This is a genomic window from Alteromonas sp. Cnat3-28 (assembly GCF_022348265.1).
Classification (GTDB): Bacteria; Pseudomonadota; Gammaproteobacteria; order Enterobacterales; family Alteromonadaceae; genus Alteromonas; species Alteromonas macleodii.
Map to the genome: position 1 here is coordinate 163,869 of NZ_JAKREY010000006.1, position 17,595 is coordinate 181,463.

The window sequence follows — 17,595 nt, forward strand, 5'->3', positions numbered from 1 at the left end:
GGTAAAGAGATAAATCGTAATGTCGTATAACGTACGTGAGCATAGTTATGTAGTCGGTGGCCTAGGTGTTACAGGTCTGGCTTGCGTGCGCTTTTTGTTGCAAAAGCAGGCAACGGTTAAAGCATTTGATACCCGTGCTAATTTTACTCTAGTTACCGACCCTGATTCTGATATTGATACTGACATGCAAGCGTTTATGGCGGAGAAGGTCACTTGCACTGCTCTAAGCGAAGATTACTTTGATGGTGTAGACACCTTGGTGTTAAGCCCGGGGCTTGCTCTGAATATTGAACAAGTGGCTTTAGCGCAAAAGTGTGGTGTTGAGGTGTTCGGCGACGTGGAATTGTTTGCCCGATTAAATGCCTCCACGAGTGATGCTACGCCAGCTAAGCGCGTAGTAGGTATAACCGGCTCTAACGGTAAAACCACGGTTACTTTATTAGTGAACCATCTGCTCAAAAGCTGCGGCGTAAAAAGTATTGAAGCGGGTAACGTAGGTCGCCCTGTGCTTGAAGCGCTTCAAAGTGATGCAGACGTAGTGGTGATGGAGCTATCAAGTTTTCAACTTGAAACAACGTCAAGCTTGGAGCTCGAAGCTGCTACTGTCCTTAATATTTCCGATGATCACCTTGACCGTCACGGTACCCTTGAAGCCTATATCGATGCCAAGCATCGCATTTTTGATAACGCGAAATCTGCGGTTGTGTGGCGAGACGGTGAGTTTGTAGCACCTTACGAGCAGCTTATTGCTGACGCTAAGGGTAATGCTGCATCAAATGCAGCATCTGATGGCGAATCTAATGCCGCGTCTAATGAAGAGTCGCTAGCGTCAAAAAATATCGTTGAATATGGACTGGGAGAGTCGACCACAGGGTTTGCGATTGCGTCTTTTGACCGTGACGATAGTGCTCGTGACGATGAACAAAGTCTATATATAACGTTTAAAGGCGAAAAGCTTATTGCCCTTAGCGATATTCATTTGGCGGGCATGCACAACGTACTAAACATCATGGCTGCATTGGGTATCTGCCTTCAGCTAGGTGTTTCGCCAGCGCTCGCGGTTAAACATCTACACAGTTTTAAAGCTGCACCACATCGGTGTGTGGAAATAGCCCGCGTAAACGACATCCGCTATATCGACGACTCCAAAGCAACCAACATTGGCGCCACGGTAGCTGCCCTTGAAGGGTTAGCCCCGACTATACAAGGGAAGCTCATTCTTATTGCAGGTGGTGACGCTAAAGGCGCTGATATAGCCAGCCTCTCGCCTTATCTAACTAAATATGTATCGCACGTGTTTGCTTTGGGCAAAGATGCACACTTGTTTGAAAAGAGTTTTGCGCATACAACTCGTGTGGCAACGATGAAAGACGCCGTAAAAGCAGCAACAAGACTTGCAGCCCCTGGTGATGTTGTGCTGCTTTCGCCTGCGTGTGCAAGTTTAGATATGTTTAAGAACTATATGCATCGCGGTGACGTGTTTAAACAAGATGTACACGACCTACTTAATCTACACAGTCAGAGCGACGACGCTGTGGAGGCCACATCATGATTGCTGCCTCTACCAAACTTAGCGCGTTGTTTGCCGCGAAGCACGACGGACAACCTTCGGCAACGCATCCCTATGACGTGACGCTTATCTTAATTGCGCTCGCGCTAATGAGTATTGGCATTATTATCGTCACCTCGGCGTCGATGCCGGTGGCCGATAGGCTGCACGACAACCCCTTCTATTTTGCTATTCGCCACGGTATTTACATTGTTGGGGCGATCGTTGCCGCTATGGTAGTGCTGAATTTGCCCATGCAGTTTTGGCGCATGACCAATCCCTATCTTCTGCTCGCGGCCATCGCGCTATTGCTAGCAGTTCTGGTAGTGGGAAGAACTGTAAACGGGAGTACCCGTTGGTTGGCGATTGGGCCTATAACCATTCAAGCTGCCGAGCCTGCTAAGCTCTTTTTCTTTGCCTATTTGGCGGGTTATCTGGTTCGCCGCTACGAAGAAGTGACCGAAAATCTAAAAGGATTTATTAAACCCCTTGTCGTGTTCTTTGCGTTAGCGATGCTATTACTGCTACAGCCAGACTTAGGTACCGTCGTTGTGATGTTTGCAACAACGATTGGCTTGCTGTTTTTAGCGGGTGCACGACTTTGGCAGTTCTTCGCACTGGTGTTTGCAGGCATATTGGCGGTTGTAGCGCTTATCGTGTTTGAAGAATACCGAATGAAACGGGTTACTTCCTTTTTAGACCCTTGGGCTGATCCGTTTGGCGCTGGTTATCAGCTAACCCAGTCTTTAATGGCCTATGGCCGGGGTAACTGGTTTGGGCAAGGCCTAGGCAATAGCTTGCAAAAACTGGAATTCTTACCCGAAGCACACACTGACTTTGTTATGGCCATCTTGGCGGAAGAGCTGGGCTTCGTTGGTGTGCTTGCAGTACTCGGCCTTATTTTGTGGATGGTGTTGCGTGCGCTGAGCATTGGAAATAAGGCACTTGAAAAAGGGCGAGCGTTTGATGGTTACATGGCTTACAGCATAGGCATCTGGTTCAGTTTCCAAACGGCGGTAAATATTGGTGCAAGCGCAGGTATTCTGCCAACAAAAGGGTTAACACTGCCGTTAGTTAGCTACGGCGGCTCGTCACTTATCATCATGTCAGTAGCAGTAGCCATATTACTTCGTATCGATTTTGAATTACGGGTTGATGGCGTACAGGCGATTGGCCGAGGCGACAGCAAATCCGGTAAGAGCAAGGCCCGCCGTAAAAAGCCTATTCCTACAAGCGCGTCGCAAACTAAAGCGTCACAAGCTGAAGGTGAGGCAAGTGTAGAGAGTGGGGCCGATGAAGCGGATTTTTCTACAGCGACGGTTGAAGCTAAACCTAGCGCCAAAACATCAAGTGCAGAAGATGAAGGAAAAGCTGGCATTAAAGCTATACTCGCGCGGGTAGCGCAGGAGGCTGATAATGGCTAAGCGTTGCTTAATTATGGCTGGCGGTACAGGCGGGCATGTTTTCCCAGGCCTTGCAGTGGCAAACGCGCTTCGAAAGGAAGGTTGGGACATTCATTGGCTAGGCACCGCCGAGCGGATGGAAGCGCAAGTTGTGCCTAAGCACGACATACCTATTCACTTTATTCCGGTAAAAGGGCTTCGTGGCAAAGGTGTCTCGGCACGTCTTCAAGGTGCTGTTGCGTTAGTTAAAAGCTTATTTTCTGCAAGGCGAATTATAAAGCGCCTTCAACCTGATATCGTTGTTGGGTTTGGCGGTTACGCTAGCGGCCCTGGTGGGGTTGCTGCAAAAAGCTTAGGTATTCCCGTTATTGTGCATGAACAAAATGCAGCGGCAGGCATGACCAATAAGCTTCTTAGTAAATTCGCAAGTCGCGTGCTTCTGGGCTTTGACGATGCCAAAGAACAATTTTCAGGTGGCGCTACTAAGGTGCATACTGTGGGCAATCCTGTTCGTGATGAAATTTGGCAGGTGAAGCCCAAATCTGTAGACATTGACGCAGACGCTCGTGAAAACACCACAGAGCATAAACAAGGCCTTAATTTACTTGTTGTAGGCGGCAGTTTAGGCGCACAAATTCTCAATGAAACCGTGCCGGAGACTTGCGGGGTGCAAGAAGGTTTATCAATCAAACACCAATGTGGAAAAGGTAACAGTGAAGGTGTCATTAAAGCCTACACGTCGGTGGGCGCAGATATGTCGAAAATCGATGTCAGTGACTTTATTGATGACATGGCCGCAGCTTATGAATGGGCAGACTTTGTTGTCTGTAGAGCCGGTGCGCTTACGGTAAGTGAAGTTGCAGCTGCCGGACGCGCGGCGATTTTCGTACCGCTACCTTTTGCGGTAGACGATCACCAAACAAAAAATGCGCAGTCGTTAGTCAAGCAAAATGCGGCACTGATGATTGCTCAATCTGTATTAAAAGAAAATTTAGGGCAGGCGGTGCGTCAGTGGTTACAACACCCTGAAGGCTGCTTAAAGATGGGTGCTGTAGCGAAAACATGTGCAAGCACTCATGCCACGGAAAATGTAGTAAGCCACGTTAAAAGCGTGGTAGGAGTAGGGGACTAATGGTTTTTAAAACCCCATTTGAAAGCCCGCAAATGCGCAGGGTTAAAAATATATTCTTTATTGGTATCGGCGGTGCCGGTATGGGTGGTATTGCCGAAGTATTACTGAACGAAGGTTATGCTATTGCTGGCTCTGACATTCAAGAAGGGCCAATGACACAGCGGCTAAGCGAATTAGGTGCTGATGTGAAAATAGGCCACCGTGCGGAAAATGTTGAAGGCATGGACGTTATTGTGGTGTCTAGCGCCATCAACGAGCAAAACCCAGAGATTATCGTGGCTCGTGAAAAGCGCATTCCGATTATTCGCCGTGCAGAAATGCTGGCAGAATTGATGCGATTCCGTCACGGTATTGCGGTGGCGGGTACCCACGGCAAAACGACTACAACCAGTTTGATTTCAACGATTTTCGCAGAAGCGGAGTATGATCCTACGTTTGTTATCGGTGGTTTGCTTAACAGCGCTGGTACGAATGCGCGACTAGGCAAGAGCCGTTATCTAATCGCAGAGGCTGACGAGAGCGATGCGTCCTTCCTTCATTTGCAGCCGATGGTTTCCGTGGTGACCAATATTGAAGCCGACCATATGGATACTTATGGTGGCGATTTCTCAAAGGTGAAAGATACCTTTGTTGATTTCTTGTCGAACCTACCCTTTTACGGGCAGGCCATCGTGTGCGGTGACGATGCAAATATTCAAGAGATTCGCCCTCGTATAGGCCGAAGTATTCTGACCTACGGTTTTGAATCTCATAATGACTATCGCGCAGAAAATGTTTCACTGTCATTCGGTAAAGCGAATTTTACGGTTATTCGCCCAGAACGCGAACCGTTAGATATAACGCTGAACCTCACCGGTAACCACAACGTGCTTAATGCCCTTGCCGCTATCGCTGTCGCAACCGACGAAGGTGTAGATGACGACGCTATCATTCGCGCACTAGCTAGTTTTGGCGGCATAGGTCGTCGTTTCGAGCAGCTAGGTACGTTTACTACCAGTAAGGGCGAGGTGTGTTTAGTCGATGACTATGGTCACCACCCAACGGAAGTAAGGGCGACTATCGCTGCGGCTCGTGCAAACTGGCCTGATAAGCGCTTGGTTATGGTTTACCAGCCACATCGCTTTACGCGCACCCGCGACCTTTACGAAGACTTTGTTGAGGTACTGTCGAGCGTTGATGCACTGTTGCTTCTTGATGTATATGCTGCCAGTGAACAACCTATTGAAGGTGCTGACAGTAAAGCGCTATGCCGTTCTATTCGTCAGCGCGGTCAAATAGAGCCTGTGTACGTAGGTGACAAAGACGCCTTACCAGCTATTTTGGCGAATATCATGCAAGATGGCGACATTGTCATGACACAAGGTGCGGGAAATATCGGACAAATTGCTAAGCTACTTGCCCGTCATGAATTAGAAGCAACATCGCTTGCAAAGGAAGGGGAATAAGATGTCTAAACCTTCAGTAGGTATGCATTCTCAAAAAACACACTCTCCTGACGAGTATGGAAAAGTTGCTGTACTGCTTGGCGGCGATTCTGCTGAGCGCGAGGTATCACTAAATTCTGGGAATGCGGTGCTAAACGCGCTGTTAAGACAAGGCGTGGATGCGTTTGCGTTTGACCCAGCAGAGCGACCACTTACCGATCTTCTCGACCTAAACGTTGATAGAGCACTAATTATGCTGCACGGTCGTGGTGGTGAAGATGGCTCTATGCAAGGAGCTCTTCAGCTACTGAAAATCCCCTATACCGGAAGTCGAGTTTTAGGTTCTGCACTGGCAATGGACAAAATTCATACTAAGCAAGTGTGGCAAAGTTTAGGCTTACCCACTGCAAAATATGAAATTGCTGATAAAAGGCACTTTGAAGCTGGTAAGTGCAGCGCTATAATGGATAAATTGGGGAATGAAGTCATGGTAAAACCGGCCAGAGAAGGGTCGAGTATTGGCATGGCAAGAGTGACAAGCGCTAAACAGCTCGAAACTGCCATTCAGGACGCCTTTAAATACGATAATCAAGTCCTGTTAGAGCAGTATATAGATGGCCCCGAATTCACTGTTTCTGTATTGCAGGGACAGGCGTTGCCGTCTATTCGCATGTCTACTCCACATACATTCTATGATTATGCTGCGAAATATCAGGATAATACAACAGAATACTATTGCCCAAGCGGCTTGTCTGAAGAGCAAGAAGCACAGCTAGCAAAACTAGCATCCCGTGCTTTTGATGCTATTTCTGGCAGCGGCTGGGGTAGAATTGACGTTATGCAGGACAACCAAAGGCAGTTTTATTTGCTAGAGGCGAACACAGTGCCTGGCATGACAGAAAAAAGTTTGGTGCCTAAGGCAGCCAAAGTTGCAGGATTAACTTTTGATGAACTGGTATTAAGTATTCTTTCTACCAGTTTTGATGACGTTGCAAACAAGGCGTAAACGTGGCTGATACCAACACTAATCAAGGTAAGCCCGCTTCTGCAAAGAGCGGCAAAAGTAAAACGGCAGTGTGGGGCGGCGTCGCTTTCTTACTGTTTGTTATTGCTGGATTAGTGTTTGGTGGGCTTAAAGCAAACCAGTATTTGCAGGATGAACAGCAAATGCCGGTACAGGTTATCGATTTTTCTGGTGATTATCAGCACATCGATATTACCAAGCTAGAGCGGTTAATACGCAAGGCGCAGCCTGGAAGTTTTTTCGCGCTTGACGTCAACGAAGTATTTGAGCTTGTTGAAGCGCAGCCTTGGGTTTATCGCGCGTCTGTAAGAAAGAAGTGGCCAAATACGTTAAAAATTTATTTGGTTGAGCAGCAGCCGGTTGCGCAATGGAATGAAGATTTGTTGTTAAACCCTTATGGCGATACGTTTAACGACGAAGGCGTGAAGTTAGACTTACCGCGCCTTTACGGCCCGGGTGGCAGCGAAAAAACCGCCCTTGAAGGCTACAACGCCATGCACGCGTTGATTGCGACGACGGATATGACGTTAGACGAGCTGTCCTTAAGCGAGCGATTTGCATGGCAAGTGCAGTTGAAAAACGGCATTAAATTGAATTTAGGACGTCAGGAGTTTATCGATAGGCTACAACGCTTTATTGATGTTTATCCACTTCTGGCGCAACAAGAGAAGGCGGTGAAATACGTCGACCTTCGCTATGACACGGGCGTAGCAGTCGGATGGAAAGACGACAGCGCCACAGATGAAGAGAGTTAAGGAAACCATGTCAAAACCTGCTGAACGCAATTTGATTGTAGGACTAGATATCGGCACCAGCCAAGTAAAAGCTGTTGTGGGTGAATTACTAGAAGATGATCAAATCAGTATTGTTGGCGTGGGCACCCATGCATCGAAAGGCATGGATAAGGGCGGCGTTAACGATTTGAACCTGGTGGTGAAATCGGTCCAGCGTGCAGTAAACGAGATGGAGCTAATGGCAGATTGCCGTGTGTCTTCAGTTTTTATGTCTATCTCGGGACGACACGTTAAGTGCCAAAATGAAAATGGCATGGTACCGATTAACAATCAGGAAGTAACACAAGAAGACGTAGATAACGTTATTCATGCAGCGCGCAGTGTGCCAATTGCAGCGGAACGTCGTCTACTACACGTGTTACCACAAGAATTTACTATTGATGTGCAGGAAGGGATTAAGAACCCTATTGGCATGTCGGGAGTAAGAATGGAAGCGGATGCTCACATTATTACCTGTGCCGACGATATGGCGAAAAACATGGTGAAATGTGTTGAGCGTTGTGAACTTAATGCCGATCAGCTGATCTTTTCAGCGTTGGCATCAAGTTATGCGGTACTGACTGACGACGAGCGCGAGCTTGGCGTGTGTGTGGTTGATATCGGTGGTGGTACTATGGATATGGTTATCTACACCGATGGCGCTATTCGCCACACGGCGGTAATACCGGTTGCGGGTAATCAAATTACCAGCGACATCGCTAAAATATTTAGAACACCTATTAGCAATGCAGAAGAAATTAAGGTGAATTACGCCTGTGCATTGAAGGATATGGTGAGTATGGAAGACAGCATTGAAGTGCCTAGCGTGGGTGGACGCCCAGCTAGAGTGATGTCTCGTCATACGTTAGCTGAGGTGATTGAACCTCGCTATCAAGAGCTTTTTGAGCTGGTACATGATGAAATTCGTGCCAGCGGTCTGGAAGAGCAAATCGCTGCAGGCCTTGTGCTTACAGGCGGTACCGCTAAGATGGAAGGTGCCGTGGAATTTGCCGAAGAACTTTTCCAGATGCCCGTGCGCGTGGGCAAACCCATCAACGTAAAAGGCTTGTCCGAATATGTTGATGACGCTGGGTTTGCGACAGTCGTAGGACTGCTGCAATATGGCAAAGTACAATCTGACAATAAGAAGTCCAGTACGCAGAAGACCGGTGAAAGCTTATTTCATCGAGTGCAAAGCTGGTTTAAAGGTGAATTTTAATTTTATTTTGGGGGCGCTATAGCTACGGCATCAAGGCTAGCAGGAAGCAATTAGCCTAAGGGAATGACCTGGCGTAGTGTTTAAAAGACGTACAACCGGAGAGTAAGTATGTTCGAATTAATGGATAGTCACGGCGAAGAAGCCGTAATCAAAGTCATCGGTGTCGGTGGCGGCGGCGGCAATGCCGTTGAGCACATGGTGTCTCAAAGCATTGAAGGCGTAGAATTTATTGCAGTTAACACCGATGCACAGGTGCTTCGCAGCTCAAATGCAGACGTTACACTTCAAATTGGCTCAAGTGTAACAAAAGGGTTAGGTGCGGGTGCTGATCCGAACATTGGCCGAGAAGCAGCACAAGAAGACAGAGAAACCATTCGTCAGGCGCTAGACGGTGCAGATATGGTTTTCATCACTGCCGGTATGGGCGGTGGTACAGGAACGGGCGCAGCGCCAGAAGTGGCAAAGATTGCTCGTGAAATGGGCATCCTTACGGTAGCGGTAGTTACCAAGCCATTCCCATTTGAAGGTAAAAAACGCACCTCGTTTGCGGAACAGGGCATTGTTGAGTTGTCTAACAACGTTGACTCGCTAATTACCATTCCTAATGAAAAGTTGTTAAAAGTAATGGGGCCAGGCACGCCGCTTCTTCAAGCGTTTAGCGCTGCAAATGACGTATTACGTGGTGCAGTTCAAGGTATTGCTGAACTGATTACCCGTCCTGGTCTAATCAACGTTGACTTCGCAGACGTACGTACCGTTATGTCTGAGATGGGTAAAGCGATGATGGGTAGTGGCGCTGCAAGCGGTCCAGACCGTGCTGAAGAAGCTGCTGAAGCCGCGATTGCCAGCCCGCTTCTTGAAGATATCGATTTGTCAGGCGCGCGCGGTATTCTTGTGAATATCACTGCGGGTCCAGATTTCGCCATCGACGAGTTTGAGACTGTTGGTAACGCCGTTAAAGCGTTTGCCTCAGAGAACGCCACAGTGGTTGTGGGTACAGTGATCGATATGGAAATGACAGACGAGCTTCGCGTAACGGTTGTTGCAACCGGTATTGGCGCAGAGCGCAAGCCTGACATTTCGCTAGTAAGCTCTGAAGGCTCTCGTCTAACACAGCCTGCAAAAGAATACGGTAACACGCAATCAAGTGAACCACGTTCTGCAGTAGGCGGTACAGAGGGCAATCAGGCGCTGAAGGCCGACGACAGTGCACAGCCAGAAAATGATTTGGAATATCTAGATATTCCTGCATTTCTTCGTAAGCAGGCAGACTAATTTAGCTGCCTGAAACGGAAGGGAATTATTTCGCGTTTGTGATGTCTCACCTAGTAAGGTGTATTTATACAACGTGAAAAATTTCGCGTGGATAGGTTGATTAAATACGTAATCTGACAGAGTTAAATCCGTCAGAACGGGTGTTTTTTGACATGTGAGTAATAACTCACTATAATTCGCGCCCGCTTTTTTTAATAGGTAAAAGCTTAAGCAGATGATTAGACAACGTACAATCAAGCAATCGGTACAAGAGACCGGAATTGGGCTTCATAAAGGGGAAAAGGTCACAATGACTCTCCGACCTGCGCCAGCAAACACGGGTATCGTGTTTAGGCGTGTTGACCTTGAACCACATGTTGACATACCTTCGCGTGCGAACGCGGTAGGTAATACCATGCTGTGTACGTGCCTAAATAACGAAGACGGTGTGACTATCCAAACGGTAGAACACTTAGCGTCTGCGCTTGCAGGTTTAGGTATCGACAATATTATTGTTGAAGTAGACAGTAACGAGCTGCCAATTATGGACGGAAGTGCTAGCCCGTTCGTATTCTTGCTTCAATCTGCCGGTATCGAAGAGCTAAACGCGCCTAAGCAATTTATTCGTATTAAAAAGCCAGTTCGTGTAGAAGATGGCGATAAGTGGGCCGAATTAGTGCCTTATGACGGTTTCCGCGTCGATTTCCAAATTGACTTTGATCATCCTGTGATCAGTCAAACTCGTCAGCATATGGTGATGGATTTTGATTCATGTTCATATGTAAGCGAAGTTAGCCGTGCACGAACTTTTGGTTTTATGCGCGACTTAGAGTACATGAATGCTAACAACCTAGCGTTGGGTGGCAGCATGGAAAACGCAGTGGCGTTGGACGAATTCCGCGTACTCAACCCTGAAGGGTTGCGCTACGACGATGAGTTCTTAAAGCATAAGATTTTGGATGCTATCGGTGACTTATATCTTGGTGGCCATAGTCTAATTGGTGAATTGCGTGCGTACAAAACAGGCCATGGTCTGAATAACAAGCTATTAAATGCAGTACTTGCGCAAAAAGAGTGTTGGGAGTTCGTAACCTACGACTCGCAGGAAACAGCACCAATTCGTTATGCTCAGCCCGCATTAGCGTAAGAATTTTAAAAAGCCGCCTTACGGGCGGCTTTTTTTCGTATGGCAATTACTGAAATAAATGATACAGTAGCCGAATAATTAATATAAATTTCACCCATGTGACATAAAAACGATAGGTCGAAGGTTGTCGCCTTTGGCTAAAAACACATTCATCGTGGTATGAAGTGGTATGAAAAGAGTGGCGTGAAACAGCAATTTTCTTCGTGGTATGAAACTAACAATTACACTCGCTGGTAAAAATAAACGCTATAGGCACAGTATTAGTGTCCGTACGCTTGTGAGCGCAACCGTGCTCTCGTCTATTTTTATGCTAGTGTCGAGCCGTTCAACAGAATCGGTATCAGAAGATATTGCACGAGTTCGTTTGGCGCAGACTGAAGTCAACGAACGACAAAAAGACGTTGAAGCGTTAAAACAGCAAACAACGGTCAAATTACAAGCTTTGCTTTCTCACGTCGCAGAGTTATCTGCGCAGGCTACATTGCTGGACGAGAAAGGTAAGCAAATCGCAACAGAATTAGGTATGTCAGCGGCTGACCTGGACGCTTTCGTACCGGTATCGATACCGGATAACCTTCAAGACGATCCCATCCTTCACGAAATAGCCAAACTAGAGCAATCACTCGATTTGAAGTCTCAACAGTTGTCTATGCTTGAAAGTTTGGTCAGGGGTCACCATATCCACGAACAGAGCCAATTATCTGGTCGTCCGATAGAGTCAGGGTGGTTGTCTTCTTATTATGGTATGCGGGCCGACCCGTTTACTGGCGAACCAACTATGCACAAAGGGCTAGATTTCGCTGGTAAGGCAGGGGAAAACGTAGTGGCAACTGCCGCAGGTATTGTGACCTGGGCTGGTGATCGCTACGGCTATGGCCAACTTGTAGAAATTGATCACGGTGATGGTTTTGTTACCCGCTATGGGCATAACGACACCCTTACTGTCTCAATAGGCGACGTGGTAACCAAAGGGGAACCTATCGCTAAAATGGGCAATACGGGGCGCTCAACGGGCGTTCATGTTCACTACGAAGTAATAAGAAACGGAAAACAAGTCGATCCTCTGCCTTTTGTCTACAAAAAGTAGCATAGGTAGCAGCCAGGTAATTCTCGTAGACGGTGCCTTTATTAATTAAAAGTCATCTAAAACGAAGAAGCATAATTTTAGAACATCGCAAAACACAACGTGGTTACCGTTGTGTTTTATACGTTTAATTTAGCTGTGCACATTGTGCGGCGCCTCGACAAGTAGTGGAATAATAAAGCTAATGTTTTCAAGCATCCTTCGAAAAGTATTCGGTAGTAGAAACGACCGACTATTAAAAAAATTACGCAAAAACGTAGATGCCATCAATGCACTGGAAGCAGAATTTGAAAAGCTTTCCGATGAGGCGCTAAAGGCTAAGACAGACGAATTTAAAGCGCGTATTGAAAAGGGTGAAACCCTTGACGATATTCTTGTAGAAGCCTTCGCTACTGTGCGTGAAGCAAGTAAACGCGTATACGGCATGCGTCACTTCGACGTTCAGATGCTAGGTGGTCAAGTACTTCACCAAGGTAAAATTTCAGAAATGCGCACGGGTGAAGGTAAGACGCTAACTGCTACCTTGCCAACTTACCTTAATGCTTTGTCTGGCAAAGGGGTTCACGTTGTTACTGTGAATGATTACCTTGCTCGTCGTGATGCTGAGTGGAGTAACCAGTTATTTACTTACCTAGGTATGCGTGTGGGCTGTAACGTGCCTGGTATGTCGCCGCAGCAAAAGCGTGAAGCTTACCAAGCAGACGTAACCTATGGTACGAACAACGAATTTGGTTTTGACTACCTTCGTGACAATATGGCATTTAGCCCACAAGACCGCGTACAGCGCCCGCTTAACTATGCGGTAGTGGATGAGGTTGACTCAATTCTTATCGACGAAGCCCGTACACCACTTATTATTTCTGGTCAGGCCGAAGATAGCTCAGAGCTGTATCGCCGCATCAACACCATTATTCCTAAACTTGTTCAGCAAGAAAAAGAGGATGAAGAAGGCCAAGAGGGCGATGGTGACTACACGATTGACCTTAAGGCAAAACAAATTCATCTTACCGAGCGCGGTCAAATTCACGTTGAGGAAATTCTTCAACAAGAGGGCATGCTGCCTGAAGGCGAGTCGCTGTTTGCTGCAGGTAATATTTCACTGCTTCACCATATTAACGCTGCGCTTCGTGCACACAAGTTGTTTGCTAAAGACGTAGACTACATCGTTAAAGAAGACCAAATCGTTATTGTTGACGAGCACACCGGCCGTACGATGGAAGGCCGTCGCTGGTCTGAAGGTCTGCACCAAGCTGTAGAAGCGAAAGAAGGGGTTCGTATTCAAAACGAAAACCAAACCCTTGCGTCAATTACCTTCCAGAATTATTTCCGCTTGTATAACAAGCTTGCGGGTATGACAGGTACAGCAGATACAGAAGCCTTCGAATTTAACCATATTTACGGCCTGGAAACGGTAGTTATCCCAACTAACCGTCCTATGCAGCGTAAAGACATGGCTGACCTCATCTACCTAACGGCAGAAGAAAAGTACGAAGCCATTGTTGAAGATATTAAAGATTGCGTAAAACGCGGTCAGCCTACCCTTGTAGGTACGGTTTCTATCGAGAACTCAGAGCTCATCTCTCGCATTCTTAAGAAATCGAAGATTCCTCACAAGGTACTAAACGCCAAGTTCCACGAACACGAAGCAGATATCGTCGCTCAGGCTGGTAAGCCAGGCGCGGTTACGATTGCGACTAACATGGCAGGTCGTGGTACCGATATCGTGTTAGGTGGTAACTGGCAGGCAGAAGTAGAAAAGATTGAAAATCCAACTGAAGCGCAAATCGAGAAGATCAAAGCCGAATGGAAAGAAAGCCATGACGCTGTGCTTGCCTCAGGTGGTTTACACATTATTGGTACAGAGCGTCACGAGTCTCGCCGTATTGATAACCAGCTTCGCGGTCGTTCAGGCCGTCAGGGTGACCCCGGTTCAAGCCGTTTCTACCTGTCATTAGACGATGCACTTATGCGTATCTTTGCCTCTGAAAAAATGGGCAACATGATGAAGCGTTTAGGTATGGAGCGCGGTGAAGCCATTGAGCATCCGTGGGTAACTCGCGCCATCGAGAATGCACAGCGCAAAGTAGAAGGTCGTAACTTCGACATTCGTAAGCAGTTGCTTGAATACGATGATGTGGCCAACGACCAGCGTAAAGTCATCTACGAGCAGCGCAATGAGCTTCTTGATGAAGGCGATATTAGCGAGACTATCGCGGCTATTCGTGAAGACGTTATTTCAAGTGTTGTCGATGAGTACATTCCGCCACAGTCTCTAGAAGAAATGTGGGATGTAAGCGGACTTGAAGAGCGCATGCGTGCCGATTTCGCCGTAGACTTGCCAATCAAGACCTGGCTTGAAAATGACGACAAACTTTACGAAGAGAAGCTTCGCGAGCGCATTCTTGGCGAAGTCGTTGATGCTTATAAGCAGAAAGAAGCGGTAGTGGGCGAGCAGGTACTGCGCCAGTTTGAAAAAGCGGTAATGCTTCAAAACCTAGACAGCCATTGGAAAGAGCATTTGGCGGCAATGGATCACCTGCGCCAAGGTATTCATTTACGCGGCTATGCGCAGAAAAATCCTAAGCAAGAATACAAGCGTGAGTCGTTTGCTTTGTTCTCACAAATGTTAGAAGCGCTTAAAGTTGAAGTGATCACTATTCTTGCGCGTGTAAAAGTACAAGCTGAAGAAGACGTGCAAAAAGTAGAAGAACAACGTCGTCAAGCTGACGATGTGCCTAAGAACTTCGAGCACGAAGAAGCGAACGCAACGCCAGAAGAGGCAAGTGACAAAGTACGTACGCAAGTTCGCGAAGGTGCGAAAGTGGGCCGTAATGACCCATGTCCTTGTGGCTCTGGTAAAAAGTATAAGCAGTGTCACGGCAAGCTTAAGTAATGAAAGTAGTACATGTTGCTGTGGGCGTTATCGCCCGCGGCGATGAAATATTCATTACTCTTCGCCCTGACAATGTTCATCAGGGCGGAAAATGGGAATTTCCCGGCGGCAAAGTAGAAGACGGTGAGGCCGTTCTACAGGCGCTGAAGCGAGAGCTTGCTGAAGAAGTTGGGATTATTGTGAACCGCAGCGAGCCTGTGATTGTGATCACCCATGATTACGGCGACAAGCAAGTTAAACTAGATGTTCATCGCGTGTGTGATTTTACCGGCGAGCCGCACGGCAGAGAAGGCCAACAGTCGCGGTGGGTCAAGGTAACGTCACTAAACGCCTCTGACTTTCCTGAAGCAAACGTTCCCATAATTAACGCTTTACAATAGTTCTGCGTTATCCACCGTACAAAGTGAAGCGGCGTTCAGCCGCTTTTTTCTTATACCTAAGTATAAGTTGCTAATTCCTCGGTAATTTTTTTAAAAATTAATCTCAATCCTCAGAAGCGCATTAGACTATTGTACTTTGACAAAGTCGCTAGCATCATCTTTCTAGAACACACGTATATAAGTTTTTGATTTTATATTGATATGTAAAAAAAGTGTCATTTATGACATTTGCGCCATTTTGCCGTTGAATTATGTTTCTACGGAAACAACGTGCCTCTCTTCATACAAACGTATTTCGTTTAATACATTAATGCGCCCGGTTCTCAACGATATTTGAATAGTGTTTTTACAGCCATTCACATATCGAGGTTACTTATGGCGCTCAAAAAATCTACCGAACAAACAGTCGCACCAGCAGTGCGAGTTGATGCAAAGATGCGTAAAGAAGCGGAAGAGGAGCGCCGCAAAGCAAGAACACTCGCGAGGCAGCAGCAAGCCGCAGAGCGCGTTGCTTCCGCCACGACTGAATTAGCAAGTGGTATAAATCAGGCCTCAAGCGCAACCGATCAGTTATCCACTGCAGTTAACGAAATAGCGGCGGGCGCTGAAGAATCAAGCAGTGCCAGCCAAGAAAGCTTAGCGGCTATCACACAGATTTCAGGTGGTCTTGTTGCACAGCTTGAACTGGCAGGCTCGACAATGGACAAAACCAACGAGCTTCAAACCTATCTTGAACGCGTTGTCGGTGATTTAAGCACCATGATGACCAGCGTTAAAACCGCATCTGAGCATCAATCACGCTCTGTAGTAATGATGAGCGAGTTAGAGCAACAAGCATCAAACATCGGCGAAGCTGTCAAACAAGTGACCCGCATTGCCGATCAGACGAACTTGCTAGCGCTTAACGCTGCTATTGAAGCGGGACGGGCTGGTAAGCACGGAAAGGGATTTGCTGTAGTCGCCGATACGGTTCGCGCGCTCGCAGAAGTGTCAGACAAAAGTGCTGCAGATATAGCTAAGCAGATAGAGCGTATTCAACAGCAATCTAACAGTGTCTCTGATGCCGTTAAATCATCATCGCAAGCGGCGCTTGAGGAAGTGACCAAAGGTCAAGCGGTTACCGAGCAACTTATCACCATAAAATCAGACATGCAGAGCATTGCTGACGGTGCGGGTGAACTACAGGCACAAGTCAAATCGATGGATGCAGCGGCTAAAGAAATTCAAACTGGTTCAGAAGCAATCTCGTGCGCGGCCGACGAGCAGTCAACCGCTGCCCAGGAAGTGTCATCTAATGTCTCTGAGCAGAGCGTGGCTTTGTCTCAAGCTGAACAGGCTGCACAGTCACTAGAAATAATCACCGAAGAGCTGAAAAACAGCACAGACATTAACAAGAGCGCAGAAGAGGTGGCATCGTCAGCTGAAGAGTTGTCAGCAACCCTTGAAGAAATCAATCGCTCATCCAGTGAAATCATGACGGCATTGACTCAAGTGAATAACGGTTCGCAGCAGGCAGCAAGCTCTGTCGACCAAGCCGTGGGAAATATCGACCTGTTAAGAGAAGGTGTTGATAAAGCCTCAGCGCAGTGTGATGTAGCGTTAGAGAAAGGCAATGCTATTACTGGATTACTTAAAGAAAACCGTGCGCTGATTGAGGGAATGGTTAGCGGCATAAATCTGGCGCTTGAAACTAGCAAAGAAAATGTGAGTGCTATTAGTGAGATGGAAGTCATGACGCGCCAAATAGACAAGGTTATCGACACTATTACCACGGTATCAGTGAAAACCAGCATGTTGGCAGTCAACGGCGCAGTAGAAGCGGCGCGAGCAGGTGAGTATGGCAAAGGTTTTGCGGTCGTGTCTGCAGATATTCAAAGCCTAGCAGATGAAGCTGCTGAAAATGTAGAGCAGATAAAAGACCTCATCAAAGCCATTCAAGACCAGACAATGAGCGTAAAAACAGACTTAACTAATGTTGCTGAAAGTGCATCTAGAGAGGTCATGAAAGCGAAGCAAACGACGCAAGATGTCGAGCAAATTGCGACTGATATCGACGAAGTTGTGCAATATAACCAGGCAATGAAAGAGCGGGGTGAAGAAATTGCCGCGGGTGTTACACAGGCCCAGCGGGGACTAGAGCAAATTGCGACGGCAAATGAGCAAGCGAGCAGTAACTGTCAGCAGGCACTTAACGCAGCAGACCAGCAAAGTAAAGGCATGGAAGTGTTGGCCAAGTCCATTGAAGAAATTGCTTCAGTGGCTGACGAAATGCAAAACGGCTAATCCATAGCGCTTGTGTCTAATAGAGGAGCT

Annotated in this window: 13 protein-coding genes; all 13 read left to right on the forward strand. The window is 47.2% G+C overall.

Annotated features, from left to right (window positions below):
• Positions 1-19: 19 nt before the first annotated feature.
• Positions 20-1,552 carry a UDP-N-acetylmuramoyl-L-alanine--D-glutamate ligase gene (murD, locus tag MHM87_RS08465; protein ID WP_239258595.1) on the forward strand — a complete coding sequence of 511 codons (1,533 nt, stop codon included), beginning with the start codon at positions 20-22 and terminating at the stop codon, positions 1,550-1,552.
• Positions 1,549-2,973 carry a cell division protein FtsW gene (gene ftsW, locus MHM87_RS08470; protein WP_049586055.1) on the forward strand — a complete coding sequence of 475 codons (1,425 nt, stop codon included), beginning with the start codon at positions 1,549-1,551 and terminating at the stop codon, positions 2,971-2,973. Before murD ends, ftsW begins: the two co-directional genes overlap by 4 nt.
• A complete protein-coding gene (murG, locus tag MHM87_RS08475) occupies positions 2,966-4,084 on the forward strand; it encodes an undecaprenyldiphospho-muramoylpentapeptide beta-N-acetylglucosaminyltransferase (RefSeq protein ID WP_239258597.1) in 1,119 nt (372 codons plus the stop codon). Before ftsW ends, murG begins: the two co-directional genes overlap by 8 nt.
• A complete protein-coding gene (gene murC / locus MHM87_RS08480; RefSeq protein WP_187447005.1) occupies positions 4,084-5,529 on the forward strand; it encodes a UDP-N-acetylmuramate--L-alanine ligase in 1,446 nt (481 codons plus the stop codon). The genes murG and murC overlap by 1 nt, the downstream gene beginning before the upstream one ends.
• Before the next feature lies 1 nt (position 5,530).
• Positions 5,531-6,514, forward strand: coding sequence for a D-alanine--D-alanine ligase (locus tag MHM87_RS08485; protein ID WP_014999268.1), 984 nt, complete (start codon positions 5,531-5,533; stop codon positions 6,512-6,514).
• 2 nt (positions 6,515-6,516) lie between these two features.
• Positions 6,517-7,287 (forward strand): cell division protein FtsQ/DivIB, encoded by a 771-nt coding sequence (locus MHM87_RS08490; protein WP_014977223.1) that lies wholly within the window; start codon positions 6,517-6,519, stop codon positions 7,285-7,287.
• A gap of 7 nt (positions 7,288-7,294) precedes the next feature.
• Complete coding sequence (gene ftsA / locus MHM87_RS08495) at positions 7,295-8,524, forward strand: cell division protein FtsA (protein WP_014980043.1); 1,230 nt, start codon at positions 7,295-7,297, stop codon at positions 8,522-8,524.
• A 108-nt stretch (positions 8,525-8,632) separates the two neighbouring features.
• The gene (ftsZ, locus tag MHM87_RS08500; RefSeq protein WP_239258599.1) at positions 8,633-9,799 is read left to right on the forward strand and encodes a cell division protein FtsZ; all 1,167 of its coding nucleotides are present in this window, start codon (positions 8,633-8,635) and stop codon (positions 9,797-9,799) included.
• Positions 9,800-10,013: 214 nt separating this feature from the next.
• Positions 10,014-10,925 carry a UDP-3-O-acyl-N-acetylglucosamine deacetylase gene (gene lpxC / locus MHM87_RS08505; RefSeq protein ID WP_014980041.1) on the forward strand — a complete coding sequence of 304 codons (912 nt, stop codon included), beginning with the start codon at positions 10,014-10,016 and terminating at the stop codon, positions 10,923-10,925.
• Positions 10,926-11,133: 208 nt separating this feature from the next.
• On the forward strand, positions 11,134-12,012 hold the full coding sequence (locus MHM87_RS08510; protein ID WP_014950422.1) for a M23 family metallopeptidase: 879 nt from the start codon (positions 11,134-11,136) through the stop codon (positions 12,010-12,012).
• 181 nt (positions 12,013-12,193) lie between these two features.
• On the forward strand, positions 12,194-14,902 hold the full coding sequence (gene secA, locus MHM87_RS08515; protein ID WP_239258601.1) for a preprotein translocase subunit SecA: 2,709 nt from the start codon (positions 12,194-12,196) through the stop codon (positions 14,900-14,902).
• A complete protein-coding gene (gene mutT / locus MHM87_RS08520) occupies positions 14,902-15,282 on the forward strand; it encodes an 8-oxo-dGTP diphosphatase MutT (protein WP_239258603.1) in 381 nt (126 codons plus the stop codon). The genes secA and mutT overlap by 1 nt, the downstream gene beginning before the upstream one ends.
• Before the next feature lie 375 nt (positions 15,283-15,657).
• Entirely contained in the window at positions 15,658-17,565 is a 1,908-nt protein-coding gene (locus tag MHM87_RS08525; protein ID WP_039227964.1) for a methyl-accepting chemotaxis protein, read from the forward strand.
• The last annotated feature ends 30 nt before the right edge of the window (positions 17,566-17,595 follow it).